Annotated in this window: 18 protein-coding genes; 13 read left to right on the top strand and 5 right to left on the bottom strand. The window is 65.9% G+C overall.

The genetic code is table 11. From position 1 onward, the window contains the following. Window positions 1–247: 247 nt before the first annotated feature. From N5C91_RS05040 to N5C91_RS05000, 9 genes are all read left to right on the top strand, one after another. The gene (locus tag N5C91_RS05040; RefSeq protein WP_045211147.1) at window positions 248–829 is read left to right on the top strand and encodes a Fe-Mn family superoxide dismutase; all 582 of its coding nucleotides are present in this window, start codon (window positions 248–250) and stop codon (window positions 827–829) included. 194 nt (window positions 830–1,023) lie between these two features. Beyond that, window positions 1,024–3,105 (top strand): GGDEF domain-containing phosphodiesterase, encoded by a 2,082-nt coding sequence (locus N5C91_RS05035; protein ID WP_236172959.1) that lies wholly within the window; start codon window positions 1,024–1,026, stop codon window positions 3,103–3,105. Between the two features lie 299 nt (window positions 3,106–3,404). Continuing rightward, window positions 3,405–4,745: an imelysin family protein gene (locus tag N5C91_RS05030; protein WP_236172960.1), complete on the top strand. Its 1,341-nt coding sequence runs from the start codon at window positions 3,405–3,407 to the stop codon at window positions 4,743–4,745. 191 nt (window positions 4,746–4,936) lie between these two features. Continuing rightward, a complete protein-coding gene (locus N5C91_RS05025; protein ID WP_279828677.1) occupies window positions 4,937–6,361 on the top strand; it encodes a di-heme oxidoredictase family protein in 1,425 nt (474 codons plus the stop codon). A gap of 15 nt (window positions 6,362–6,376) precedes the next feature. Next, window positions 6,377–7,438, top strand: coding sequence for an imelysin family protein (locus tag N5C91_RS05020; protein WP_279828286.1), 1,062 nt, complete (start codon window positions 6,377–6,379; stop codon window positions 7,436–7,438). 154 nt (window positions 7,439–7,592) lie between these two features. Next, window positions 7,593–8,687 (top strand): DUF1513 domain-containing protein, encoded by a 1,095-nt coding sequence (locus tag N5C91_RS05015; RefSeq protein WP_279828285.1) that lies wholly within the window; start codon window positions 7,593–7,595, stop codon window positions 8,685–8,687. Between the two features lie 259 nt (window positions 8,688–8,946). Next, window positions 8,947–10,572: a methyl-accepting chemotaxis protein gene (locus N5C91_RS05010; RefSeq protein WP_279828284.1), complete on the top strand. Its 1,626-nt coding sequence runs from the start codon at window positions 8,947–8,949 to the stop codon at window positions 10,570–10,572. 290 nt (window positions 10,573–10,862) lie between these two features. After that, entirely contained in the window at window positions 10,863–11,981 is a 1,119-nt protein-coding gene (locus N5C91_RS05005; RefSeq protein ID WP_236172964.1) for an efflux RND transporter periplasmic adaptor subunit, read from the top strand. Window positions 11,982–12,064: 83 nt separating this feature from the next. Next, window positions 12,065–15,121, top strand: coding sequence for a multidrug efflux RND transporter permease subunit (locus N5C91_RS05000; protein ID WP_279828283.1), 3,057 nt, complete (start codon window positions 12,065–12,067; stop codon window positions 15,119–15,121). A gap of 260 nt (window positions 15,122–15,381) precedes the next feature. Here the strand turns inward: N5C91_RS05000 and N5C91_RS04995 are convergent, their stop codons facing one another. The 4 genes from N5C91_RS04995 to N5C91_RS04980 form a co-directional block, all read right to left on the bottom strand. After that, window positions 15,382–16,500, bottom strand: coding sequence for a hypothetical protein (locus N5C91_RS04995; RefSeq protein ID WP_279828282.1), 1,119 nt, complete (start codon window positions 16,498–16,500; stop codon window positions 15,382–15,384). Between the two features lie 102 nt (window positions 16,501–16,602). Further along, window positions 16,603–17,967 carry an MFS transporter gene (locus N5C91_RS04990; RefSeq protein WP_236172967.1) on the bottom strand — a complete coding sequence of 455 codons (1,365 nt, stop codon included), beginning with the start codon at window positions 17,965–17,967 and terminating at the stop codon, window positions 16,603–16,605. 510 nt (window positions 17,968–18,477) lie between these two features. Further along, complete coding sequence (gene hemH / locus N5C91_RS04985; RefSeq protein WP_279828281.1) at window positions 18,478–19,500, bottom strand: ferrochelatase; 1,023 nt, start codon at window positions 19,498–19,500, stop codon at window positions 18,478–18,480. A 119-nt stretch (window positions 19,501–19,619) separates the two neighbouring features. After that, window positions 19,620–20,525: a TIGR01777 family oxidoreductase gene (locus N5C91_RS04980; protein WP_279828280.1), complete on the bottom strand. Its 906-nt coding sequence runs from the start codon at window positions 20,523–20,525 to the stop codon at window positions 19,620–19,622. Window positions 20,526–20,802: 277 nt separating this feature from the next. On the opposite strand from N5C91_RS04980, the gene N5C91_RS04975 reads away from it, so the two are divergent. The 4 genes from N5C91_RS04975 to phrB all read left to right on the top strand — a co-directional run bounded on the left by N5C91_RS04975 (window position 20,803) and on the right by phrB (window position 25,289). Beyond that, complete coding sequence (locus N5C91_RS04975) at window positions 20,803–21,786, top strand: NAD(P)/FAD-dependent oxidoreductase (RefSeq protein ID WP_236172970.1); 984 nt, start codon at window positions 20,803–20,805, stop codon at window positions 21,784–21,786. Between the two features lie 150 nt (window positions 21,787–21,936). Beyond that, window positions 21,937–22,896 (top strand): DUF523 and DUF1722 domain-containing protein, encoded by a 960-nt coding sequence (locus N5C91_RS04970; RefSeq protein WP_279828676.1) that lies wholly within the window; start codon window positions 21,937–21,939, stop codon window positions 22,894–22,896. A gap of 18 nt (window positions 22,897–22,914) precedes the next feature. Continuing rightward, a complete protein-coding gene (locus N5C91_RS04965) occupies window positions 22,915–23,865 on the top strand; it encodes a MerR family transcriptional regulator (RefSeq protein ID WP_279828279.1) in 951 nt (316 codons plus the stop codon). Beyond that, the gene (phrB, locus tag N5C91_RS04960; RefSeq protein ID WP_279828278.1) at window positions 23,862–25,289 is read left to right on the top strand and encodes a deoxyribodipyrimidine photo-lyase; all 1,428 of its coding nucleotides are present in this window, start codon (window positions 23,862–23,864) and stop codon (window positions 25,287–25,289) included. The genes N5C91_RS04965 and phrB overlap by 4 nt, the downstream gene beginning before the upstream one ends. A gap of 169 nt (window positions 25,290–25,458) precedes the next feature. Here the strand turns inward: phrB and N5C91_RS04955 are convergent, their stop codons facing one another. Continuing rightward, on the bottom strand, window positions 25,459–25,980 hold the full coding sequence (locus N5C91_RS04955) for an acyloxyacyl hydrolase (protein WP_279828277.1): 522 nt from the start codon (window positions 25,978–25,980) through the stop codon (window positions 25,459–25,461). Between the last annotated feature and the right edge of the window lie 20 nt (window positions 25,981–26,000).

Here is a 26,000-nt window from a genome sequence, read left to right as displayed (position 1 = left end):
ACGCAAGCCGCCTGGCAGGGCCTTTGCCCCTACAGTTGCTGCGTGGATATGCCACAGGTCGGGTGCTATGATCCGACCTTCGCGGCGCTGACGGCCAAGGCTGTCAGACGCAACTGGCGCGCTGCCTGTCCCCTTGCGGGACGCCTTGCAGCTACGCCCGGATGCCGCGACACCTACGATACCGGCCCCGTGTACCGGTCGCGCGTTCGCCGCGCTAGCCCAGACTGAGTGAGATAGGAGAGACACCATGGCTTTCGAATTGCCTCCGCTGCCCTACGCGAAGAATGCCCTTGAGCCGCACATTTCCGCGGAGACTCTGGAATTCCACCACGACAAGCACCACAACACCTACGTCGTGAACCTGAACAACCTGGTTCCGGGTACCGAGTTCGAAGGCAAAAGCCTGGAAGACATCGTCAAGACCTCTTCCGGCGGCATCTTCAACAACGCAGCCCAGGTGTGGAACCACACCTTCTACTGGAACTGCCTGAGCCCCAACGGCGGTGGCCAGCCCACCGGCGCCCTGGCTGACGCCATCAACGCTGCCTTCGGTTCCTTCGACAAGTTCAAGGAAGAGTTCAGCAAGACCTCCATCGGCACCTTCGGCTCCGGCTGGGGCTGGCTGGTGAAGAAAGCCGACGGCTCCCTGGCCCTGGCCAGCACCATCGGCGCCGGTTGCCCGCTGACCAGCGGCGACACCCCGCTGCTGACCTGCGACGTCTGGGAACACGCCTACTACATCGACTACCGCAACCTGCGTCCGAAGTACGTCGAGGCGTTCTGGAACCTGGTCAACTGGGACTTCGTGGCCGAGCAGTTCGCTGCCTGATCGCACCCCATATGATCTGAAAGAACCCGGCCTCGTGCCGGGTTTTTTCGTAAGGGGCGCGTAACACCTTCGTGTCGGCTAACCTGAAAGGCCGGTACAGTCACGAAACACAACGATGGCCCTTTGACGTCATTGCGCCAATTGCCAATACTCAGCCCCAGTCGTTCGCCCCTGGCGAGAAACAAGGAAAGACCTTGAAACTGGATCCCCGGCACAGCCTCTCCCTCAAGCTGCTGCGTATGGTATTGCTCGCGGCCCTCGTGGTCGGGGTGGTACTCAGCTGTGCCCAGATCGTCTACGACGCCCACAAGGCCCGCCAGAACGTGCACAACGATGCCCAGCGCATCCTGGCGATGGTCCGCGACCCTTCTACCCAGGCCGTCTACAGCCTGGACCGCGACATGGCGATGCAGGTCCTCGAAGGCCTGTTCCAGCACGAAGCCGTGCGCTACGCCGCCATCGGCCACCCCGACGAACCCATGCTGGCGGAGAAATCCCGCCCGCTGCTGGACTCCTCCACCCGCTGGCTGACCGACCCGATCCTCGGCGCCGAGCAGAACTACTCCATCCGCCTTGCCGGCCGTGGCGGCTCCAACGAGTACTACGGCGACCTGAAGATCACCCTCGACACCGCGCCCTACGGCGACGACTTCGTCGCCACCTCGGTGATCATCTTCATCTCCGGCATCCTCCGCGCCATGGCCCTGAGCCTGGTGCTGTTCATGGTCTACCACTGGCTGCTGACCAAGCCGCTGTCGAAGATCATCGAGCACCTGGCCTCGATCAACCCGGACCGCCCCAGCCAGCACAAGCTGCCGATGCCCGACGGCCACGAGAAGGACGAACTGGGCCTGTGGGTGAACACCGCCAACCAGTTGCTGGCCTCCATCGAGCGCAACGGCCATTTGCGCAGGGAGGCCGAAGACAGCCTGCTGCGCATCTCCCAGTACGACTTCCTCACCGGCCTGCCCAACCGCAAGCTGCTGCAACAACGCCTGGACCAGATTCTCGAGGGCGCCTCGCGTCTGCAGCGCCGCGTCGCCGTGCTCTGCCTGGGCCTGGATGACTTCAAGGGCATCAACGAGCAGTACAGCTACCAGTTCGGCGACCAGTTGCTGATCGCCCTCGCCGACCGCCTGCGCACCCGCAGCGCGCACCTCGGCGCCCTGGCGCGGCTGGGTGGCGACCAGTTCGCCCTGGTCCAGGCCGACATCGAGCAGCCTTACGAAGCGGCGGAACTGGCCCAGCAGATCCTCGACGACCTGGAAGCGCCCTTCGAACTGGACCAGCACCTGGTACACCTGCGCGCCACCATCGGCATCACCCTGTTCCCCGAGGACGGCGAGACCACCGAGAAGCTGCTGCAGAAAGCCGAGCAGACCATGACCCTGGCCAAGAGTCGCTCGCGCAACCGCTACCAGTTCTACATCGCCAGCGTCGACAGCGAGATGCGCCGCCGCCGCGAACTGGAGAAGGACCTGCGCGAAGCCCTGGCACGCAACGAACTGCACCTCGTGTACCAGCCGCAGGTGGATTACCGCGATCACCGCGTGGTCGGCGTCGAGGCGCTGCTGCGCTGGCAGCACCCGACCCAGGGCTGGGTCGCGCCGGACCTGTTCATCCCGCTGGCGGAGCAGAACGGCAGCATCTTCAGCATCGGCGAATGGGTGCTCGACCAGTCCTGCCGCCAACTGCGCGAATGGCACGACCAGGGCTTCGACGACCTGCGCCTGGCGGTCAACCTGTCCACCGTGCAGTTGCGCCACAACGCCCTGCCGCGCGTCGTCAGCAACCTGTTGCAGATGCACCGCCTGCCGCCGCGTTCGCTGGAGTTGGAGGTCACCGAGACCGGCCTGATGGAAGACATTTCCACCGCCGCCCAGCACCTGCTCAGCCTGCGTCGCGCCGGCGCGCTGATCGCCATCGACGACTTCGGCACCGGCTACTCATCGCTGAGCTACCTGAAGAGCCTGCCGCTGGACAAGATCAAGATCGACAAAAGCTTCGTCCAGGACCTGCTGCTGGACGACGACGACGCCACCATCGTTCGCGCCATCATCCAGCTGGGCAAGAGCCTGGGCATGCAGGTGATCGCCGAGGGCGTGGAGACCGTCGAGCAGGAGGCCTACATCATCGCCCAGGGCTGCCACGAAGGTCAGGGCTACCTCTACAGCAAGCCGCTGCCGGCGCGCGAGCTGACGCTCTACCTCAAGCAGGCGCGGCGTCTGGCCGAAGCGGCCGGCGGCAATCCGGGCGGCTCCGTCGAACGGCATTGACGGCGTAGGGCGAATGCAGCGGAACGCTTCATCCGCCATCCCCCCACGCCGAATCCCCTTGTAGGAGCGAGCTTGCTCGCGAACCGCATGGCGCCGGAGCTGTTCGCGAGCAAGGACTAGGCGTCCCCCTCGATCCTACAAAGAGCTAATTCCCTGACACTGATAGCGACTTGCTGGCCCCGTGACCGAACAGCGCCACCGATCTCTCTTTTCAAAAATGCAAATCTTTCGCATTATGTTGCGGATTTTCTTGCGCAGTCCTTTTTCGTGCGCCTCCTCTCCATGCAAAGGAACCCGTCATGACTCGTATGCCCTGGGCCACTGCCAGCCTGCTCGCCATCGCCATCTCCCTCGCCGGCTGCGGCGATGACAAGAAAGCCGAAGCCCCCGCCGCCGCCGCGCCGGCTGCCAGCACCCAGAGCACTGCCCCGGCAGCGACCGCCAAGGTCGACGAGGCCGCGGTCAAGGCCGTAGTGAAGAACTACCTGGACATCGCCGAAGCCACCTACGGCGACGCCCTGACCACCGCCAAGGCGCTGCAGACCGCCGTCGACGCACTGATCGCCAAGCCCAGCGAAGCCACCCTGAAGGCCGCCCGCGAAGCCTGGATCGCTTCCCGCCCGTCCTACTCGCAGAGCGAAGCCTTCCGCTTCGGCAACTCGATCATCGACGACTGGGAAGGCGCGGTTAACGCCTGGCCGCTGGACGAAGGCCTGATCGACTACGTCGCCAAGGACTACCAGCACGCCGAAGGCAACGCCGGCGCCACCGCCAACATCATCGCCAACACCGAGATCCAGGTCGGCGAAGACAAGATCGACGTCAAGGAAATCACCGGCGAGAAGCTCAAGGGCCTGAACGAGCTGGGCGGTTCCGAAGCCAACGTCGCCACCGGCTACCACGCCATCGAATTCCTCCTCTGGGGCCAGGACCTGAACGGCACCAAGCCGGGCGCCGGCGACCGCAAATACACCGACTACGCCCAGGGCAAGGACTGCACCAACGGTCACTGCGACCGTCGCGCTGCCTACCTGAAAGCCGCCACCGACCTGCTGGTCGCTGACCTGGAAGAAATGGTCGGCAACTTCAAGTCCGGCGTCGCCGACAACTATCGCGCCAAGGTCGAGGCCGACACCGCCGAGAACAACCTGCGCAAGATGTTCTTCGGCATGGGTTCCCTGTCCCTCGGCGAACTGGCCGGCGAGCGCATGAAGGTCGCGCTGGAAGCCAACTCCACCGAAGACGAACACGACTGCTTCAGCGACAACACCCACAACACCCTGTTCTTCAACGCCAAGTCGATCCGCAACATCTACCTGGGCGAGTACAAGCGCACCGACGGCAGCGTCGTGAAGGGTCCGAGCCTGTCCGACCTGGTCGCCAAGGCTGACGCCGCCGCCGATACCGACCTGAAGAATGACCTGGCCAACACTGAAGCCAAGATGCAGGTCATCGTCGACCGTGCCGAGAAGGACGGTGTGCACTTCGACCAGATGATCGCTCCGGAAGACAAGGACGATCAGCAGAAGATCCGCGACGCCATCGCCTCGCTGGTCAAGCAGACCGGCGCCATCGAGAAGGCCGCCACCGCGGTCGGCGTGCAGGACCTGAAGCCGGACAACGCCGATCACCAGTTCTGATCCGCGCGTCCTGAGGTGACTGCGGCTCCTGGCCGCAGCTACTCAAGTGGCAAAGGCAAAGCCCCGCACTGCGGGGCTTTGTCGTTTCCGGGCGGCAAACGATGTCGTTCTCAAATACAAATTTTTCATATTTGCATTTGAAGCCCCTGATAACATGGCGCGCTGCCATGTCACCGCTCTGGAACCCGTCGATGCTCCACCGCCGTACCGCCCTGCACCTCGTGCCGCTGCTGTCCGCCCTCGCCCTTGCCGCGTGCAAGCCGGAGACCTCCCAGCACGCCGTGGCCGAGCCCGGCGAAGCACTTTCCGGCGGCGCCACCACGGTCAGACAGAGCGACCGCAACGCCTATTCCATGCCCTCGGCCAACCTCACGCCGAGTCGTCGACTGGACTTCGCCGTGGGCAACAGCTTCTTCCGCAATCCCTGGGTGATCGCGCCGACTACCACCACCGCGCGCGACGGCCTCGGCCCGCTGTTCAACACCAACGCCTGCCAGAACTGCCACATCAAGGACGGCCGCGGCCATCCGCCGGAGTTGAACGACGTCAACGCCGTGTCGATGCTGGTACGCCTGTCGATCCCCGCCGGCTCCGCCGACGTCGAAACCATCAAGCGCCTGGGCGTGGTGCCCGAGCCGGTGTACGGCGGCCAGTTCCAGGACTCGGCGATCCCCGGCGTGGCGCCCGAAGGCAAGGTCCGCGTGGAATACGACGCGGTGCCGGTGACCTTCAAGGACGGCACCGTGGTCGAGCTGCGCAAACCCAAGCTGCGCATCAGCGACCTAGGCTACGGCCCGATGCACCCGGACACTATGTTCTCCGCGCGCATCGCCCCGCCGATGATCGGCCTGGGCCTGCTGGAGTCCATCAGCGAAGCGGATATCCTCGCCAACGCCGAACTGCAGGCCAAAGGCAACGACGGCATCCATGGCCGGCCGAACCGGGTCTGGGACGATGCCACGCAGCAGACCGTACTCGGCCGCTTCGGCTGGAAGGCCGGGCAGCCCAACGTCGCCCAGCAGAACGCCCACGCCTTCTCCGGTGACATGGGCCTGACCAGCGACCTGCTGCCCAGCGACGACTGCACGGCAGCACAGACCGACTGCAAGAACGCCATCGACGGCGGCAAGCCGGAAGTCAGCCAACACATCTTCAACCAGGTCGCCTTCTACGCCCGCAACCTGGCGGTGCCGGCGCGGCGCAAGGTCGACGACCCACTGGTGCTGACCGGCAAGGGGCTGTTCTTCGACTCCGGCTGCGCCAGTTGCCACACGCCCAAATTCACCACCGGGCCGAACGCCGCCGAGCCCGAGCTGGCCAACCAGCTCATCCGCCCGTACAGCGACCTGCTGCTGCATGACATGGGCGAGGGACTAGCGGACAATCGCCCGGAATTTCTCGCCAGCGGCCGCGATTGGCGCACGGCGCCGCTGTGGGGCATCGGCCTGACCGAGACGGTCAACGGCCACACCCAGTTCCTGCATGACGGCCGCGCCCGCAACCTGCTCGAAGCCGTGCTCTGGCATGGCGGCGAAGCCGAAGCGGCGAAGCAACGCGTACTGAACTTCGACGCCGGGCAGCGCGATGCCCTGCTGGCGTTCCTGAACTCACTCTAAGGAGCCGAGCCCACCATGTTCCGCCCCCGACTTCTGATCACCAGCCTCGCCATCGCCCTGGGCGCCTGCTCGCCCACCGACCCGCAGGCGACCACCAGCGCCACGCTGGCCCAGCAGGTGATCCTGCCGACCTACAGCCGCTGGGTCGACGCCGACCGAGCGCTGGCCGCCAGCGCCCTGGCCTACTGCCAGGGCAAGGAAGACCTGACCAAGGCGCGCGCCGACTTCATGGCCGCGCAGAAGGCCTGGGCCGAACTGCAGCCGCTGCTGGTCGGGCCGCTGGCCGAGGGCAATCGCTCCTGGCAGGTGCAGTTCTGGCCGGACAAGAAGAACCTCGTGGCGCGCCAGGTCGAGCAACTGCTCAACAGCGGCAACGCGATTTCCCCGGCGACCCTGGATAAATCCAGCGTCGTGGTCCAGGGCCTGACCGCCTACGAATACATCCTCTACGACGCCAGGATCGACCTCGCCAACGCCGAGACCAAGGCGCGCTACTGCCCGCTGCTGGAAGCCATCGGCAGCCACCAGCAGGCCCTGGCGGAGAGCATCCTGGCGCAGTGGAAGCAGGACGGCGGCATGCTCGCCCAGCTCTCCAAGTTCCCCAACGAGCGCTACGCCGATGCCCACGAGGCCATCGCCGAGCTGCTGCGCGTGCAGGTCACCGCGCTGGACATGCTGAAGAAGAAGCTCGGCACCCCGCTGGGTCGCCAGAGCAAGGGCATTCCGCAGCCATTCCAGGCCGAAGGTTGGCGCAGCGACATGTCGCTGGCGAGCCTGGACTCCAGCCTGACCGGCGCCCAGGCGCTGTGGGACGGCACCGACAAGAAGGGCCTGCGCGCCCTGCTGCCGGCCGAGCAGAAAGAACTGGCCGGCAAGATCGACGCCGCCTACGCCGATGTCCACGGCAAGCTGAAAGCCATCAATAAACCCTTGAGCGAATTGCTGAAGGACGAGGCTGGCCTCAAGCAACTGAACGAACTGTATGACAGCCTCAACGTCGTCCATCGCCTGCACGAGGGGGATCTCGCCAAGGCGCTGGGAGTGCAGCTGGGGTTCAACGCCAACGACGGGGACTGATTCGATCTGCTGCGCGCCGGCCACGGGTCGTTGGAAATGATGCGTCGGATTGCTCATTGGCTGGAGCCAACTCCGCATCCGCCGCAGCTTCCCGCCTAACCTGGCTCTAGCTCGCAAGACCGATGGACTACGAGAAGTGATAGAGGTGAACGCCATGTTGCGACGTCACGTGATCGGCCTGGGCAGCCTGCTGCTCGGTGCCCTGACCTTCGGCGGCTGGACGCTGTCACGCAAGGGCAAGGAGCCCCTGGTGCTGTCCGCCCGTGACGACGCGGATGGCAAGCACTACGCCGTGGGCTATCGCCTGGATGGCAGTTGCGCCTTCGCCACCGAAGTCGGCCTGCGCTGCCACGACGTGGTGCAGCATCCGGAGCTGCCACTGGCGTTGTTCGTCGCCCGGCGCCCTGGCCGGCAGAGCTACCTGATCGACCTGAACGATGGCCGCCTGCTGCAGACCCTCGACTCGCAGGCCGACCGCCACTTCTACGGCCACGGCGTGTGGCACAAGGACGGCGAGTGGCTGTACGCCACCGAGAACGACACCACCGATCCGGGCCGCGGCATGCTCGGCGTGTACCGCTTCGACGGTGAGCGCCTGAGCCACACCAGCGAGGTCTCCACCCACGGTCTCGGCCCGCATCAGGTGTCCTGGATGCCCGACGGCGAGACTCTGGTGGTGGCCAACGGCGGCATTCGTACCGAAGCCGAAAGCCGCGTGGAAATGAACCTCGACGCCATGGAACCGAGCCTGGTGCTGATGCGCCGCGACGGCTCGCTGATCTCCAAGGAAACCCTGCCGCAGCAGATGAACAGCGTGCGCCACCTCGCCATCGCCGAGGACGGCACCATCGTCGCCGGCCAGCAGTACATGGGCGATGCCCACGACCGCGCCGACCTGCTCGCCATCAAGCGCCCCGGCCAGCCCTTCGCAGCCTTCCCGCTGGCAGACGAACAGCGTCTGGCGATGACCCAGTACACCGCCAGCGTCGCCATCCATGACGAGCTGCGCCTGGTCGCCCTGACTGCTCCGCGCGGCAACCGCTTCTTCATCTGGGACCTGGACACCGGCGCCGTGCGCCTGGACGCGCCGCTACCCGATTGCGCCGGCGTTGGCGCGGTGAAGGACGGTTTCGTCGTCACCTCCGGCCAGGGCCGCTGCCGCGTCTATGACTGCCGCAACGAGCGCATCGCCGGCACGCCGCTGGACCTGCCCCCGGCCTTCTGGGACAACCACCTGCACCTGGCCTGAGCTGCGGCTACGAAATAACCGGCGAACGCAGGAGCGGACTTTGTCCGCGATGTGCCACGCCGACGCTCGGAGCCGCCGGGAAACGATCGCGGACGGAGTCCGCTGCTACGTGATCCTCAACCTCATGGTATCAAGCGGAACGCCCGTCCCAGAGCGTTCCAAAGCCCTACCACTCATCTGCTCGGCCTCACAAACGCGGGCTCCCGGCCGATGCAAAGACTGACCGATTCCCACCTTGCGTCTTAGAGGCGTACCCACGATGTCCCCCAACACTTCCTTGCGTACCCAGATCCTTTCGCTGCTGGGCGGCAGCCTGCTGCTCGTGCTGCTGATCGCCCTCGCCTGCTTCCACTTCCTCTCCGGCAGCGTCGGTGCCTACCAGCGACTGCTGGACGGCCCGCTGCAATCCTCGCAACTGGTCGACCAGGCCAACCTGGCCTTCAAGATCCAGGTGCAGGAGTGGAAGAACGTCCTGCTGCGCGGCCAGCAACCGGCCGACCTGAACAAGTACTGGGGCCAGTTCGAGGATCAGGAGCGCGCCGTGCAGGACGTGCTCGGCCGCCTGCAGCAGAACGCCAGCGACGACCCGCAACTCAAGGCCCAGGTAACGCGTCTGCGCGATGAGCACCGCCAGCTCGGCCAGGCCTACCGCAAAGGCCGCGACGCCTACCTTGCCGCCGGCAGCGACCCGCGCGCCGGTGACGCCGCCGTGAAGGGCATCGACCGCGCCGCCAGCGAGCAGATGGCCGCGCTGGTGGACAGCCTGCACCGCGATGCCCAGGAGGAAGCCGGGAGCATTTCCGCCAGCGCCCACAGCACCGTGATCAGCGGCAGCCTGATCCTGCTGATCTCCGGCCTCGTCCTGGGCCTGCTCAGCCTGTGGCTGGTCAACCGCAACCTGATCAGCCCGATCGCCCGCCTGATCGAGCACATCGCCCAGCTCAGCGAAGGCAACTTCGGTGAGCGCGTCGATGCCAGCCGTCGCGACGAGCTGGGCCGCCTGGCCCGCGCCGCCAACACCCTGCGCGACTTCCTGGCCGAGACCTTCACCCGCCTCAAGCACAGCACCACCGAGCTGGACACCGCCAGCGGCGAACTGAACGCCATCGCCACCCTGATGGCCGAAGGCACCCGCGAGCAGTTCTCGCGCACCGACCAGGTGGCCACAGCGATGCACGAGATGTCCGCCACCGCCCAGGAAGTCGCGCGCCACGCCTCCGACGCCGCGCGCGCCGCCGATGATGCCGACCAGCACGCCCAGCAGGGCGGCGAGGTGATGAAGACCACCATCGTCACCATCACCGAGATGAGCAACGAGATCGCCAACACCGCCGAAGTCATTCGCCGCCTGGAAAGCGACAGCGGCCGCATCGGCAAGGTGCTCGAAGTGATCCGCGGCATCGCCGACCAGACCAACCTGCTGGCCCTCAACGCCGCCATCGAGGCCGCCCGCGCCGGTGAAGCCGGCCGAGGTTTCGCCGTGGTCGCCGACGAAGTCCGCACTCTGGCCCAGCGCACCGCCGAATCCACCGCCGAGATCCACCAGATCATCGACACCGTGCAGACCGGCTCGGTGAACGCCCTGCGCGCCATCGAAAATGGCCAGACCCGCAGTGAACAGGGCGTGGAGCGCGTCACCCAGGCCGGCGAAGTGCTGCGCAGCATCACCCTCGCCGTGGAAGCGATCCGCGACATGAACCGGCAGATCGCCACCGCCGCGGAGGAGCAGACCTCGGTGGCCGAGGACATCTCGCGCAACCTCACCGAGATCACCGCCATCGGCGCCACCAACGAGGAAAACGTGGTGCGCACCCAAGGCGCCAGCCGCCACCTGCACGGGCTCTCCGGCGAGATCGCCGAGGTCACCCGCAAACTCAGCGCCTGACCCGCTGTGGCCACACGGAAGTGGCCCTCTCCCGTGGTACTTCCTGCTGCACCGATTCAGCGCCTATTTCTCGTAATCCCTTCAAAACCTGTGGGAAACGTCTTGTAAACGCAGACCTTTGACTCACCTTCGAAGTAGGAATAAGGTGCGCAATTCCGCCCCGCAATGGGGCGTCCCACGTATCGGCTTCAGAGCCTGATCGACATCTGCGCGAACGGAAGGCCGCCCGGCAAACAGTGGGCGAGCGATCGCGCCTGATTGCTGCCAGGCACGTACCAAGGAACAGGAAGATGTTGCGCCGCATGCTGATCATGCTGGGCGTAGTTGCCGTCATCGTTGCGGTGCTCGCCGGCTCGAAATACCTCTCCATCAAGAAACAGATCGCCATGTTCTCGGCGCCGCGTCCGCCCGTGAGCGTGAACGCCACCCAGGCCGAAGAGCGCGACTGGCAGAGCCGCCTGGCGGCCATCGGCACCCTCCGGGCAATCCAGGGCGTAACCCTGACTGCGGAAGTCTCCGGCACGGTGAGCGCCGTGCAGTTCGTCTCCGGCGACAAGGTCAAGGTCGGCCAGCCGGTGGTGCAACTGGAATCCGACGTTGAGCAGGCCACCCTGCGCACCGCCGAGGCCGACCTCGGGCTGGCCCAGGTCGAGTACGAGCGCGGCAAGAGCCTGGTGGGCCGCCAGGCCATCTCCAAGAGCGAGTACGACCGCCTCGCCGCCCAGTTGAACCGCTCCACTGCTACCGTTGCGCAACTCAAGGCGGCGCTGGCGAAGAAGCGCATCCTCGCGCCCTTCTCCGGCACCATCGGCATCCGTCAGGTAGACGTGGGCGACTACGTTTCCCCCGGCACCGAGATCGTCACCCTGCAGGACCTTTCCACCCTGCAGGTGGACTTCTTCCTGCCCGAACAGGACTTCCCGCTGCTCAAGCGCGGGCAGAAGGTCGTGGTGCGCGTGGCAGCCTATCCAGGCCAGAGCTTCGACGCGCAGATCGACGCCATCAGCCCACGGGTGGACAACCAGACGCGCAACCTGCTGGTCCGCGCCAGCATGGCCAACCCCGATGGCAAGCTGCTGCCGGGCATGTTCGCCAACCTGGAAGTGCAACTGCCCGACAGCGCGCCGCGGGTGATCGTCCCGGAAACCGCCGTGGCCTTCACCCTGTACGGCAACTCGGTGTACGTCGTGGTACCGCACAAGCCCAAGGACGGCGAGAAAGCCGAAGAAGCCAAGGCCGATGACGCGCCGAAGCTGGACGTCGAACGCCGCTTCGTGAAGACCGGCGAGCGCCGCGAAGGCAACGTGGTGATCCTCGAGGGCCTGAAGGCCGGCGAAGAGGTCGTGACCTCCGGCCAGCTCAAGCTGGACAACGGTACCGCCGTGGCCATCGTCAAGGACCCGCAGTAATCGCATAGCCGGCGCGTCGCTCGATGCTGCGCGCCAACAGACCCCGCCGTCGTCCGGCAGGGTCCGCATTAAAGGATTGAGCTATGTTCACCGATCCCTTTATCCGTCGCCCCGTGCTGGCGACCGTGGTCAGCCTGCTGATCGTCCTGCTCGGTATGCAGGCCTTCAGCAAGCTGGTGATCCGCGAATATCCGCAGATGGAAAACGCGCTGATCACCGTCACCACCTTCTATGCCGGCGCCAACGCCGAGACCATCCAGGGCTACATCACCCAGCCGCTGCAGCAGAGCCTGGCCAGCGCCGAAGGCATCGACTACATGACCTCGGTGAGCCGGCAGAACTACTCGGTGATCTCGATCTACGCGCACATCGGCGCCAACACCGATCGCCTGGTCACCGAGTTGCTGTCGAAGATCGGCGAGGTGAAGACCCAGCTGCCGCCGGATGCCGAGGACCCGATCCTCGACAAGGAAGCGGCCGACGCCTCGGCGCTGATGTACATCAGCTTCTTCAGCGAGCAGATGAACAACCCGCAGATCACCGACTACCTGTCGCGGGTGATCCAGCCCAAGCTCGCCACCCTGCCGGGCATCGCCGAGGCCGAGATCCTCGGCAACCAGGTCTTCGCCATGCGCCTGTGGCTCGACCCGGTGAAGATGGCCGCCTACGGCATCACCGCCGGCGACGTGGCCAGCGCGGTGCGCGAGTACAACTTCCTCTCCGCCGCTGGTGAGGTGAAGGGCGAGCTGGTGGTCACCTCGGTGAACGCCTCCACCGACCTGAAATCCCCGGAAGCCTTCGCCGCCATTCCGCTGAAGACTGCGGGTGACCGCCGCGTGCTGATGGGCGACGTCGCGCGTATCGAACTGGGCGCGGCAAGCTACGACGCGGTCAGTTCGTTCAACGGCATCCCGTCGGTGTACATCGGCATCAAGGGCACGCCCAGCTCCAACCCGCTGGATGTGATCAAGGAAGTCCGCGCGAAGATGCCGGAGCTGGAAGAGCAGCTGCCGCCAGGCCTGAAAGTCTCCATCGCCTATGACGCCACGCGCTTCATCCAGGCGTCCATCGACGAGGTGGTGAAGACCCTGGCCGAGGCGATCCTGATCGTCATCGTCGTGGTGTTCCTGTTCCTCGGCGCGTTCCGCTCGGTGATCATCCCGGTGGTGACCATCCCGCTGTCGATGATCGGCGTGCTGTTCTTCATGCAGATGATGGGCTACTCGATCAACCTGCTGACGCTGCTGGCGATGGTGCTCGCCATCGGCCTGGTGGTGGACGACGCCATCGTGGTGGTGGAGAACATCCACCGGCACATCGAGGAGGGCAAGTCGCCGTTCCAGGGCGCCATCGAGGGCGCGCGGGAAATCGCCGTGCCGGTGGTAACCATGACCATCACCCTGGCCGCCGTGTACGCGCCCATCGGCTTCCTCAGCGGCCTGACCGGCGCGCTGTTCAAGGAGTTCGCCTTCACCCTGGCCGGTGCCGTGATCATCTCCGGCATCGTCGCCCTGACGCTGTCGCCGATGATGTGCTCGCGCCTGCTGCGCCACGACGAAAACCCCAGCGGTCTGGCGCATCGCCTGGACCTGATCTTCGAGGGTCTCAAGCAGCATTATCAGCGCGCCCTGCACGGCACGTTGAACAGCCGTCCGGTGGTGATCGTCTTCGCCCTGCTGGTGCTGGCGATCATCCCGCTGCTGATGATGTTCACCCACAAGGAACTGGCACCGGAGGAAGACCAGGGCATCGTCTTCATCATGGCCAGTGCGCCGCAGACGGCGAACCTGGACTACCTGTCGAAGTACACCGCCGAGTTCGAGGGCATCTTCCGCAAGTTCCCCGAGTACTATTCGGCGTTCCAGATCAACGGCTACAACGGTGTGCAGACCGGCATCGGCGGCATGCTGCTCAAGCCCTGGGACGAACGCGAGCGCAGCCAGATGGAACTGCTGCGCGCGGTACAGGGCGAGCTGGACAAGATCCCCGGCCTGCAGATCTTCGGCTTCAACCTGCCGTCGCTGCCGGGCACCGGCGAGGGCCTGCCGTTCCAGTTCGTGATCAACACTGCCAGCGACTACCAGTCGCTGCTGCAGGTGGCCGAGCGGGTGAAGAAGCGCGCGGAGGAATCGGGCAAGTTCGCCTTCCTCGACCTCGATCTGGCCTTCGACAAGCCCGAGCTGGTGGTCGACATCGATCGCGCCAAGGCCGCGCAGATGGGCGTGAGCATGCAGGACCTCGGCGTGTCCCTGGGCGCGCTGCTGGGTGAGGGCGAGATCAACCGCTTCACCATCGACGGGCGCAGCTACAAGGTAATCGCCCAGGTCGAGCGCGCCTTCCGCGACAACCCCAGCTGGCTGAACAATTACTACGTGAAGAGCCAGAGCGGCCAGCTGATCTCGCTGTCGACCCTGGTGACCTTCCACGAGCACGCGCGCCCGCGCCAGCTCAACCAGTTCCAGCAGCTCAACTCGGCGATCATCTCCGGCGTGCCGATGGTCAGCATGGGCGAGGCCATCGAGACGGTGCGTGGTTTTGCCGAAGAGGAATCGCCGCGCGGCTTCTCCTTCGACTACGCCGGCGCCTCGCGGCAGTTCGTGCAGGAAGGCAGCGCGCTGATGATCACCTTCGCCCTGGCGCTGGCAGTGATCTTCCTGGTGCTGGCGGCACAGTTCGAGAGCTTCCGCGATCCGCTGGTGATCATGGTCACGGTGCCGCTGTCGATCTGCGGTGCGCTGATCCCGCTGTTCCTCGGCCTGTCGAGCCTGAACATCTACACCCAGGTGGGCCTGGTGACACTGATCGGGCTGATCAGCAAGCACGGCATCCTCATCGTCGAGTTCGCCAACCAGCTGCGCCACGAGCGCGGCCTGTCGGTGCGCGAGGCGGTGGAGGAAGCCGCGGCGATCCGCCTGCGCCCGGTGCTGATGACCACCGCGGCGATGGTGCTGGGCGTGACGCCGCTGCTGTTCGCCAGCGGCGCCGGCGCGGTGAGCCGCTTCGACATCGGCGTGGTGATCGCCACCGGCATGAGCGTCGGTACGCTGTTCACCCTGTTCGTGCTGCCCTGCGTGTACACGCTGCTGGCCAAGCCGGACAAGAAACCTGCTGCAGCCGGCGCGCCAGCCACGGCGCACTGAAGGAAAAAGCCCCGCAACTGCGGGGCTTTTTTATCCCTGATCAATCCATGCGCCAGGCCCTTGTAGGAGCGAGCTTGCTCGCGAACCGCCGGATGCCAATGCCCCAGGCGAAACCGCGTTCGCGAGCAAGCTCGCTCCTACAGGTCAGCCCGTGGTGCCTGGCGATTTTCCCGACCAATGCCAATGCAACGCCCCCGCCGTGATTCCCTGTCGCGCGGGGCCAATCGTGGACGGAGTCCGCTGCTATAACAGCCTGCATTTCATTCTTTCGCAGGAATGGAAAACGCCACCAGACGATATCCATCAACCGTGCGGATGAAATCAAAGCTCGCATGCTTGGCCGGCTCGAACGAGCCCTGGTTCCAATGTTCCATGGCCGAGACCTTCGGGGTCTTCCACTGGGCAAACTCGCCGCAGTTGTCGAAGTACTGCGGGTCGCTCTCGGGGTCGAACGGCCAGCCCATGTCGTCCTGGCGCACGCCGTAGTCGGCGGACGCGCGCAGCGCCTCCAGGCGCTCACGCAACACTGGCCCATGCTGGCGGATCATCTGCCCAGGCGGCGCGGAGCGCCAGTCGTCCAGCGGTTCGCCGCCCTCCCCGTTCCAGACCCGCACTGCGCTGTGCGCCTGCAACGAGGCGTCGTCGAGATGCGCGAGGAAAACCTCCCTGAACCAGATGGCGAAGTCCTTCTCGATGTCGACGAAGCTGATGTAACGCCCGTCGACGCCCTTGAAGGAGACGCGGCGCGGATCGCTCGGGGGCTGCTCGCTGATCTGTAGCGAGAACCAGTCCAGCGCTCCGGCACGGGTGCTGTCGAAGTTCGACACCAGCGTCTTGCCGTGGCGATCGAGCAGCAATTGGGTGCCGCCCTTCCAGCTCCGGTGCTCGCAATGTTCCAGGCTGGTGCCCGGATCAGCGCAGGTTCGGCTGGCCCCCTTCAACGCGACGACCATGCCGTTATGCATGGCGCTGGCGTCGCTCAGCTCGGCGGCGATCAGCACCTGGCCGTTACCATCGAGGAAGCCGACCTTGTCGCGCTGGTGATCGCGGAAGCGAATGCTGTCCTCACTCTCGCAGACCGGCGCGTTGTCGAAGAAGTACAGCGAGTCCGGCGCGACCTGGCGTCCGTCACGCAGCAGGTAGTAGGTGCGGTAACCGTCGGCGGTTTCCTCGCCGGCAGCAATGATGCGCTCGAAACGGCGAGCCAGAGTGAGGCCCTGGACGAGCGTCGGGGCGACCTTGACCGCGCCTCGCGAGTCCTTGAAACCGACCAGATCGTTCTGCGTGAAGGCCACCCAGGGCTCGTCCGCCCCTGCCGGCACACTCAGCGCCAGTGCCCCCAGGGCCAGCAGCCACGCGCCAGTGCCCTTGCCTTCCATGCTGGAACCTCCTGTCGAATCCATGTCCCGGCGCATTGTGCCATGCACAAAGAAAAGCCCCCGTGCATCGCTGCACGGGGGCTCGATCATGCACCGGTACGATCAGGCCGGCTGGCGCTGCATCGCGCCGCTGCTGCTCTCGCCTTTCACACTCCAGCTCTTCAGGTGTTCCAGGCTGGCTCGGTACGGCTTGAGGCCGCTGGCCAGCAGCAACGCGCCAGCGAGCAGGGCGATAACGCTGACGATCAGCAGCGAGTAGCGCAGCGCCATATCGTCGGCGAACACATAGTCGGTGACCAGAGCGATGGCGGTCGGGCCGATGCCCAGGCCCAGCAGCGTGACCACGAACAGGTAGATGGCCGAGGCCTGGCCGCGCATGGAGTTGGGCATGATTTCCTGGATGGCCGCCGGCGCGACGCCGAAGGGCATGCTGAGGAAGAACACGATGGGCGCCATCATCGCCGCCGCCGCATTGCCGCTGTCGAGCAGCGGGTAGACCAGGCTCAGCGGAATGGCCAGGCAGGCAGCCAGCAGACCCACGCGCATGTTGGCATCGGTGCGCCCGCGCTTGGCCCAGTAATCCGCCAGGCGGCCACCGCAGACAATGCCCAGGCAACCGAACACGGCGACGATGCTGCCGTACACCACGCCCACGTGGCCGGCGTCCCAGCCATAGGTGCGGACGAAGAAGGTCGGCACCCAGGCGCCGCTGCCGTAGCTGGCGAAGGAGATGCAGGCGAAGCCGAAGTTGTGGCAGAGCACGGTCTTGCGGTTGGCGCGCAGGTAGGCACCCACTTCGCTCATCGGCACCACCACGCCGGCGCCCACGCCACGGCGGGTCGGCTCTTTCACCGCGAGCATGAGCAGGGTGAAGAGCACGCCGGCGGCGCCAAGGATCAGGAAGATCAGTTGCCAGGGGCGCACTTCACCGAGGACAGGCAAATGCACATCGCCCTGGGCGGAGGCGAACTTGATCACCAGCCCGCCGAGCAGGAAGGCCAGGCCCGAGCCGAGGTAAATGCCCATGGAATAGACGCTGATGGCGGTGGCGCGGCGATTGGCCGGGAAGCTGTCGGCAATCAGCGAGTAGGCCGCCGGCGACAAGGCCGCCTCGCCCACGCCGACGCCGACGCGGAACAGCAGGAAGTGCCAGTACTGCCGGGCCAGGCCGCAGGCCGCGGTCATGGCGCTCCAGATCAGCACGCCGACGGTGATCAGCCCGCGCCGGCTGCGACTGTCGGCCATGCGCCCGAGGGGGATGCCGCACAGGGTGTAGAACAGCGCGAAGGACAGGCCCATCAGCAGGCTCATCTGCGTGTCGCTGATCTCCAGATCGCGACGGATGGGGCCGACCAGCAGGTTGAGAATCTGTCGGTCGATGAAGGAAAGCACGTAGGCGACCATGAGGATCGCAACCGTGGACCAGGCCACGGCACTGGAGGGATAGCCGTTATTGTTGTTGTTCATGCCGGGCTCCTGAAACGCCGCCAATCGCGGCGAAGGCGAAGGGGAGAGTCCGCAGAGTAGGCATTGCCAACGCGTCGCGCGCGCACTATCAGGTCTCTGAATGCGCGCGTCGGCCGTTGGCTGATGAATGAGTGGTCAAGGATTGGACGGCGGGTTTTACCTTGTAGGAGCGAGCTTGCTCGCGAACGAGCTCGCCGATGGCACCGACGCTGGGCGGGTTCGCGAGCAAGCTCGCTCCTACGAAGAGCCGGAGCTTGGGGCTCCAGTAGGGCGCATAAAGCGGAACGCTTTATCCGCCATGGCCGACAACACTTGGGGCGTTATGCACGCTGCACACCTGAATCGCCGCAGCTGCCGGCCACCCTCACCCCAACCCTCTCCCAAAGTGAGAGGGGGCAGTCCGAGCCGGCTGACGCTGAACTTTCACGCTGTACCGAACGTTCCCCTCTCCCTCTGAGCGGGGCGCGTACCCAGGGTCAAGGTGAGGGGAAGCCCGAGCGCCGAGTTCGATCAGATTGCCTGCGGCGTCCGTTCACACAGTTTGGCCAGCGCCCGTGCCCACAACTCCTGGTCGTTCAGGCACGGCACCAGCACCAGCTCCTCGCCGCCCGCCGCGCGGAACTGCTCCTGGCCGCGCTGGCCGATTTCTTCCAGCGTCTCGATGCAATCGGCGACGAAGGCCGGGCACATCACCAGCAGGCGCTTCACGCCCTGCTTGCCGAGCTTTTCCAGCTGCGCCTCGGTGTAGGGCTCGATCCACTTGTTGCGGCCCAGGCGCGACTGGAAGGACACCGACCAGCGCCCATCCTCCAGCCCGGCGCCAGCGGCGAAGTCCTCGGCCGTGCGCAGGCACTGGCTGCGGTAACAGACAGCCATGACGTCCTCGTGCACACCCCGGCTGGAGCTGGCAGTGAGGTCGTGACGCTTGTCCTTCACCAGCTTGCGGATGTGCGACTCGGGCAGGCCATGGAAGCTCAGCAGCAGGTGATCGTAGGGTTGCGCCAGATACGGTTTGACGCTGTCCACCAGCGCCTGGCGGTATTCGGGCTCGGCGTAGAACGGCGGCAGCACCTTCAGCTCCAGCTTGAGGTTGTGCTCGCGCATCACCCGCCGGGCTTCTTCGATGGCGGTGGTGGTGGTGCTGTCGGCGAACTGCGGGTAGAGCGGCGCGAAGGTCACCTGGGTGATGCCCTGCTGGCTCAGGCGCAGCAGCGCGCCCTCGATGGACGGTTCGCCATAGCGCATGCCCAGCTCCACCGGGCCATGCGGCCAGAACGGCCGGGCGGCCTCCTGCAGGCGGCGGCTCAGCACGACCAGCGGCGAGCCTTCGTCCCACCAGATCGATGCGTAGGCGTGGGCGGACTCCTCCGGGCGCTTGCGCAGCACCAGCGACACCAGCAGTCGGCGGATCGGCCAGGGCAGGTCGATCACGTAAGGGTCCATGAGGAACTGATCGAGGTAGCGGCGCACGTCCTCGACCTGGGTGGAGGCCGGTGATCCCAGGTTGACCAGCAGGAGGGCGTTTTGGGTCATGCAGTGTCCTTAAACCGGTACGGTAGGAGGTCGTCGTGCGGGCTGCGCAGTTTACACGCAGACCGCGCTATCCAGAGCAGCCTGGGCCTATTCCAGGCTGTCGCCGATGCCGCAGGGGTTCAGCGTTGGTCCTGCAAGACGTCGGCCAGCGCTTCCTTGAGCTCCGCGAAGCGAAACTCGAAGCCGGCATCCAGCAGGCGGCGCGGCACGATGCGCTGGCCACCCAGCAGCAGGGTCGACATTTCGCCCAGCAGCAGGCGCAGGGCAAAGCCCGGCACCGGCATCAGCGTCGGCCGGTGCAACGCCTGGCCCAGTTCCTGGGTGAAGTCGCGGTTGCGCACCGGCTGCGGCGCGCACGCATTATAGGGACCGGCCGCGTCCTCCTTGCGCAAAAGAAAATCAATCAGGGCGATCTCGTCCTCTATATGAATCCACGACATCCACTGGCGGCCATCTCCCAGTCGCCCACCGGCTCCCAGGCGGAACGCCGGCAACAGGCGCTTGAGGAAACCACCTTCGGGCGCCAGCACCAGCCCGGTGCGCACCAGCACCACACGAACGCCCAGCGCCTCGGCTTCGCGGGCGATCTGTTCCCAGGCCAGGCAAAGTTCACTGGCGAAGTCCTCGCCGGCCGCTGCGCTGTTTTCTTCCAGCGGACGCTCCCCGGCGTCGCCATACCAACCAACCGCCGAGCCGTTGATCAGTACCGCCGGGCGCTGACTGCGCCCCTCCAGCCAGGTCACCAGGCGTTCGGTCAGGCGCACCCGGCTGTCCCACAGCAGGGCTTTGCGCCGCGCGCTCCAGGGCTTGTCGGCAATCGGTTCGCCGGCCAGGTTGACCACCGCATCCAGCGGCCCGTCACCATAGGCTTCGAAATCGGCAATCCCGCGCACCGTCTCACCGCACAGCGCTGCGACGCGCTGCGGCTGGCGGCTCAGCACGGTGAGCTGATGCCCTTCGGCGCTCCACTGGCGGCAGAGGCGGCGGCCGATCAGGCCGGTGCCGCCGGTCAAGAGAATATGCATGGCGAACTCCTTGTTGCGTTGTTCCACCTTCCATCAGTCTGGACGAGAGGGAGGCGATTGCATTGACACTCCCTCTGCGGCGAGGTCTACGCTGTAAGTGCCGGAACCGAAGCCGGGCTCATCTCTGAATGAACCGATGTGGCGCCAAAGGTTCCGATGATCGGACTCCTATCGTTGACGAGCGCGGACAGCTGAAATCCAATTGTACAGATAGTTTCGTTTGTACAAGAACTCCCTGCTCGTTACGCTTCAAAGCAAACAGATTACGAGGCATGTCATGAGCGCCCCCATTGCCATCATTGGCACCGGTATCGCCGGCCTCTCGGCCGCCCACGCCTTGCGCGATGCCGGACAGGACGTCCAGCTGTTCGACAAGGGCCACGGCAGCGGCGGCCGGATGGCCAGCAAGCGCAGCGAAGCTGGCGCCCTGGATCTCGGTGCACAGTACTTCACCGCCCGCGATCGACGCTTCCTCGATGCGATCCAGCGCTGGCGCGAGCACGGTTGGGTCGCCGAATGGGACCCGGCCCTGTACCAGTACCGCGACGGTGAGTTGAGCCCCTCTCCCGACGAGCAGCCACGCTGGGTCGGCACTCCGCGCATGAGCGCGATCACCCGCGCGCTGCTGCAGGACCAGGTCGTCACCTTCGCCTGCCGCATCACCGAGGTGTACCGCGGCGAGGAGCACTGGCACCTGCAGGACTCCGAGGGCCAGACCCACGGGCCGTTCAGCCGCGTGCTGGTCGCTACCCCCGCCCCACAGGCCGCCGCCCTGCTGGCCAGCGCGCCGAAGCTGGCCGCCGCCGCCGCGAGCATTCCCATGGAGCCGACCTGGGCCGTCGCCCTGGCCTTCCGCGAGCCGCTGGATACCCCGGTGCAAGGCTGCTTCGTGCATGAGGGCCCGCTGTCCTGGCTGGCCAGCAATCACTCCAAGCCGGGGCGCGACGAGCAACTGGATACCTGGGTCCTGCACGCTGCCAGCGGCTGGAGCAAGCAGCACATCGACCTGCCCAAGGAAAGCGTGATCGAGCACCTGCGCGGAGCCTTCGCCGAGCTGATCGGTTGCGCCGTGCACGCCCCGGACTTTGCCCTCGCCCACCGCTGGCTCTACGCGCGGCCCATGGAAGCCCACCAGTTCGGGGCCCTCGCGGATGCCGACCTGGGCATCTACGCCTGCGGCGACTGGTGCCTTTCCGGTCGCGTCGAAGGCGCTTGGCTGAGCGGCCTGGAAGCCGCCCGCCGGCTGCTCGAACACCTCTGATCGCACACGCCCTCCCCCTCCGGGGAGGGCCGTGAAGCCCCCATGTTGGCGTCCTGCCCTGTACAAGGCTTTGCACTTGTACAAGCCGGCGTCTATCCTGACCGATAGTTGTACAAACAAATCATCCTGTACAAGAAATCGGTCAACGTCATGTCCAGCATCCCGCCACGTCCCAAGCTCGGCATCAGCGCCTGCCTGCTGGGCGAGCCGGTACGCTACAACGGCGGGCACAAGGCCTCGCGCCTGTGCCTGGACGTGCTCAACCGCTATTTCGACTTCGTCCCGCTGTGCCCGGAAGTCGCCATCGGCCTCGGCGTACCGCGCCCGACCCTGCGCCTGGTGGGCGACCGCGACGATCCCCGCGCGCTGATCCAGCGCGAAGGCGGTCGCGATGTCAGCGATGCCCTGCGCGACTTCGGCCGCCTGCAGGCGGAGCGGCTGGGGGATATCTGCGGCTACATCTTCATGCAGCAATCGCCCTCCTGCGGCCTGCAGCGGGTAAAGCTCTATCGCTTCGATGGCCAACTGCGGCCGCCGGGGGTACGTGGGCTCTATGCGGAAGCCTTCTGCGCCGCGCGCCCGGAACTGCCGGTGGAGGAAGAAGGCCGGCTCAACGACCCGGTGATCCGCGAGAATTTCCTCACCCGCGTGTTCGCCTGCGCCGCCTGGCAGCAGCTTTGCGCACAGGGCCTGACGCGCCACGCAGTTATCACTTTCCACTCGCGCTACAAGTACCAGCTGATGGCGCACAACCCGCGCCAGTACAGTGCCCTCGGCCAGCGCCTGGCGAAGATCAGCGATCAGCCGCTGGAAGCGTTCGCCGCGGATTACTTCCGCGACTTCATGCAGGCGCTGGGCACCTGCGCCACCCGCGGCACCCACAGTAACGTGCTGCAGCACCTGGCCGGCTACCTGAAGCACGACCTGCCCGGCTCGGAGAAGGCCGAGATGCAGCACCTGATCGACCAGTACCGCGAAGGCGTGATCCCGCTGGTCGTGCCGCTGACACTGCTCAAGCATCACTTCCGCCTGCACCCGCACCCCTACATCGATGCCCAGGCCTACCTGCAGCCGCACCCCGAAGACCTGAGCCTGCGCAATGCCATCTGACGTCCTCACAAGAACCCCATGAATCCCGACCACCCCCACCGCGACTCGGACGACGACTATCGCCAGGCCCTGGCCGAAGGCTGGCTGCCGATTCGTGAAGTATCCCGACGCACCGGCGTCAACCCGGTCACCCTGCGCGCCTGGGAGCGCCGCTACGGCCTGGTCGTTCCGCAGCGCACGCCCAAGGGCCACCGCCTCTACTCCGAAGCGCAGATCGCGCGCATTCAGGCCATCCTCACCTGGCTCGGCCGGGGCGTGGCGGTGAGCAAGATCCGCGCGCTGCTCGACGACAACGCGGCGTTGCCGGCGGACACCAGCGCCTCGCCCTGGGACGACCTGCGCCAGCAGTGCATCGCCGCCATCGGCCGGATCAACGAGCGCCAGCTGGACGAGCTGTTCAACGCCGCGCTGGCGATCTACCCCGCACAGACTCTCTGCGAGCAACTGATGCTACCGCTGCTGGAGGAGCTGGAACGGCGCTGGCAAGGACAGTTCGGCGCACAACTGGAGCGGGTGTTCTTCCATACCTGGCTGCGCACCAAGTTCGGCACCCGCCTCTACCACCACAACCGCCAGCAGCGCGGCGCCCCGCTGCTGCTGGTGAACCAGTCGGGCCTGCCGCTGGAGCCGGGCCTGTGGCTCACCGCCTGGCTGGCCAGCAGCGCCGGCTGCGCGCTGGAAATCTTCGACTGGCCGCTGCCACCTGGTGAACTGGCACTGGCGGTGGAGCGCCTGCAGCCGCGCGCCGTGCTGCTCTACTCCAGCCGCACGCTGAACCTGCTGCAATTGCCCCGGCTGCTCGCCGGCATCGACTGCCCGCGTCTGCTGGCCGGCCCCGCCACTGCCATCCACCCCGATGCGCTGCAGGAGCTGGCCATCGCCGAGCCCCCCCTGCACCTGGCGAGCGATCCTGTCGCCGCGTTCGACCTGCTGCGCGAACTGCACCTGCTCAACGGGGAGGCCGCATGAAGCGCCAACTCGTCTGGCTGCGCAGCGACCTGCGCCTGCGCGACAACAGCGCTTTGCACGCCGCCGCCGAACGCGGCCCGGTCATCGCCCTCTACCTGCTCAGCCCCGGCCAATGGCAACGCCACGACGATGCACCGAGCAAGGTCGACTTCTGGCTGCGCAACCTGCGCGAACTGCGCGCCAGCCTCGACGAACTGCACATTCCTCTGCTGATCCGCACGGCGGATCTCTGGGACGAGGCACCGAAAGTCATCGCGCAACTCTGCCGCGAACTGAACATCGAGACGCTGCACGTCAACGAGGAGTACGGCGTCAACGAAGCGGCCCGCGACGCCGCCGTGGAGAAGGCGCTGGAGCACGACGGCGTTCGCCTGCGCAGTCACCTTGACCAGCTGTTCTTCACGCCCGGCACCATCCTCACCAAGGGCGGCACCTATTTCCAGGTCTACAGCCAGTTCCGCAAGGTCTGCTATGAACGCCTGAACCTGGGTGTGCCCAGCCTGCTGCCGGCACCCCGCGCGCAGCAGAGGCTGGATATCCCCGGCGACGCGGTACCGGCACAGGTAGAGGGCTTCGAGCCAGCGCCGCCACAACTGCGCGAAGAATGGCCCGCCGGCGAAGACGCCGCGCACGAGCGCATCGAGCTGTTCACCGACGAAATCCTCAAGACCTACCAGGACACCCGCGACCTCCCCGCCCGTGACGGCACCAGCCGCCTCTCGCCGTACCTGGCCGCTGGCGTGATCTCGCCCCGGCAATGCCTGCATGCGGCGCTGGCGAACAACCATGGCGAGTTCGAGACCGGCAACAGCGGCGCGGTCAGCTGGATCAACGAGCTGCTCTGGCGCGAGTTCTACAAGCACATCCTGGTCGGCTTCCCACGCGTGAGCCGGCACCGCGCCTTCCGCGAGGACACCGAGAAGCTGAAGTGGCGTTACGACCAGAAGGACCTGCAGGACTGGCAGCAAGGGCGCACGGGCTTCCCCATCATCGACGCCGCCATGCGCCAGTTGCTCGCCACCGGCTGGATGCACAACCGCCTGCGCATGGTGGTGGCGATGTTCCTGACCAAGAATCTGCTGATCGACTGGCGCGAAGGGGAACGCTGGTTCATGCGCCACCTGATTGACGGCGACCTGGCGGCGAACAACGGCGGCTGGCAGTGGAGCGCCTCCACAGGTACCGATGCGGCGCCCTACTTCCGCATTTTCAACCCCATCTCGCAATCCGAGCGCTTCGACCCGGACGGCCGTTTCATCCGCCGCTGGGTGCCGGAGCTGGCCGGGCTTCAGGGCCGGGCGATGCATGATCCGTCAAAGCTCGGGCTGTTCGGCGTGGAGGGTTATCCACAGCCGATGTGTGATCTCTCCGCCACGCGGGAGCGGGCGTTGGAGGCGTTCAAAAGCCTCTCCGCCGCACGCTGAGGCTGCCGCCTTTGTAGGAGCGGACTCTGTCCGCGATGCGCTGCCGGGCAGTTCGGAGGTGCCGGAAACGATCGCGGACGAAGTCCGCTCCTACGCTCACTGCTGAGCCTCGATATGGCGCACACAAAAAAGCCGGGCGCTGGGCCCGGCTTTCTTCATCAGCGCTCTGTTACAGCGGATGCGTGTAATAAAGGCTGTAGGATTCGATGCCATCGTTCGGCTGGCTGATGCCGGCGTTGGAGTAGTGAATGGCGCGCACACCCAGCGCCTGGCCTTCACCGAAACGCAGGCCAACGCCCAGGCGATCCTCGAAGTTCACCGAGCCGCCGAGGTCCTGGTCGCCCACTTCCGAGCCGCTGAACGCGGCGATGCCGATACCGGCTTCGACGAAGGGTTTGACCTTTTCACCGGAAAACTCGTAGACGAACACCGGGGCGAACGACAGCGAGTGACGGCCACCGGCGCGATCACCGCCTTCCCAGTAGGTGTAGCCGGCGTCCCAGTAACCGGTCAGGCGGCCCGTCGAAGTTTCCCACCAACTCTTGTCCCAGTCGAAACCCAGGCCCAGTCGGTAGGTCATGTCGTTCTGCCCGGTGAAACCGACAGCGCCGGTCAGGCTGCCAGCCTGCGAAGAGACCATGTATCCGAGAGTCAGAGCTGCCACAGTGGCAAGCGAGAGCAGTTTCTTCATCGAAACATCCTTTAGTAGAA

The sequence above is a fragment of the Pseudomonas sp. GD03903 genome (assembly GCF_029840045.1).
GTDB classification, from domain to species: Bacteria; Pseudomonadota; Gammaproteobacteria; order Pseudomonadales; family Pseudomonadaceae; genus Pseudomonas; species Pseudomonas pseudonitroreducens.
This window is presented reverse-complemented; position numbering and strand designations above follow the sequence as displayed.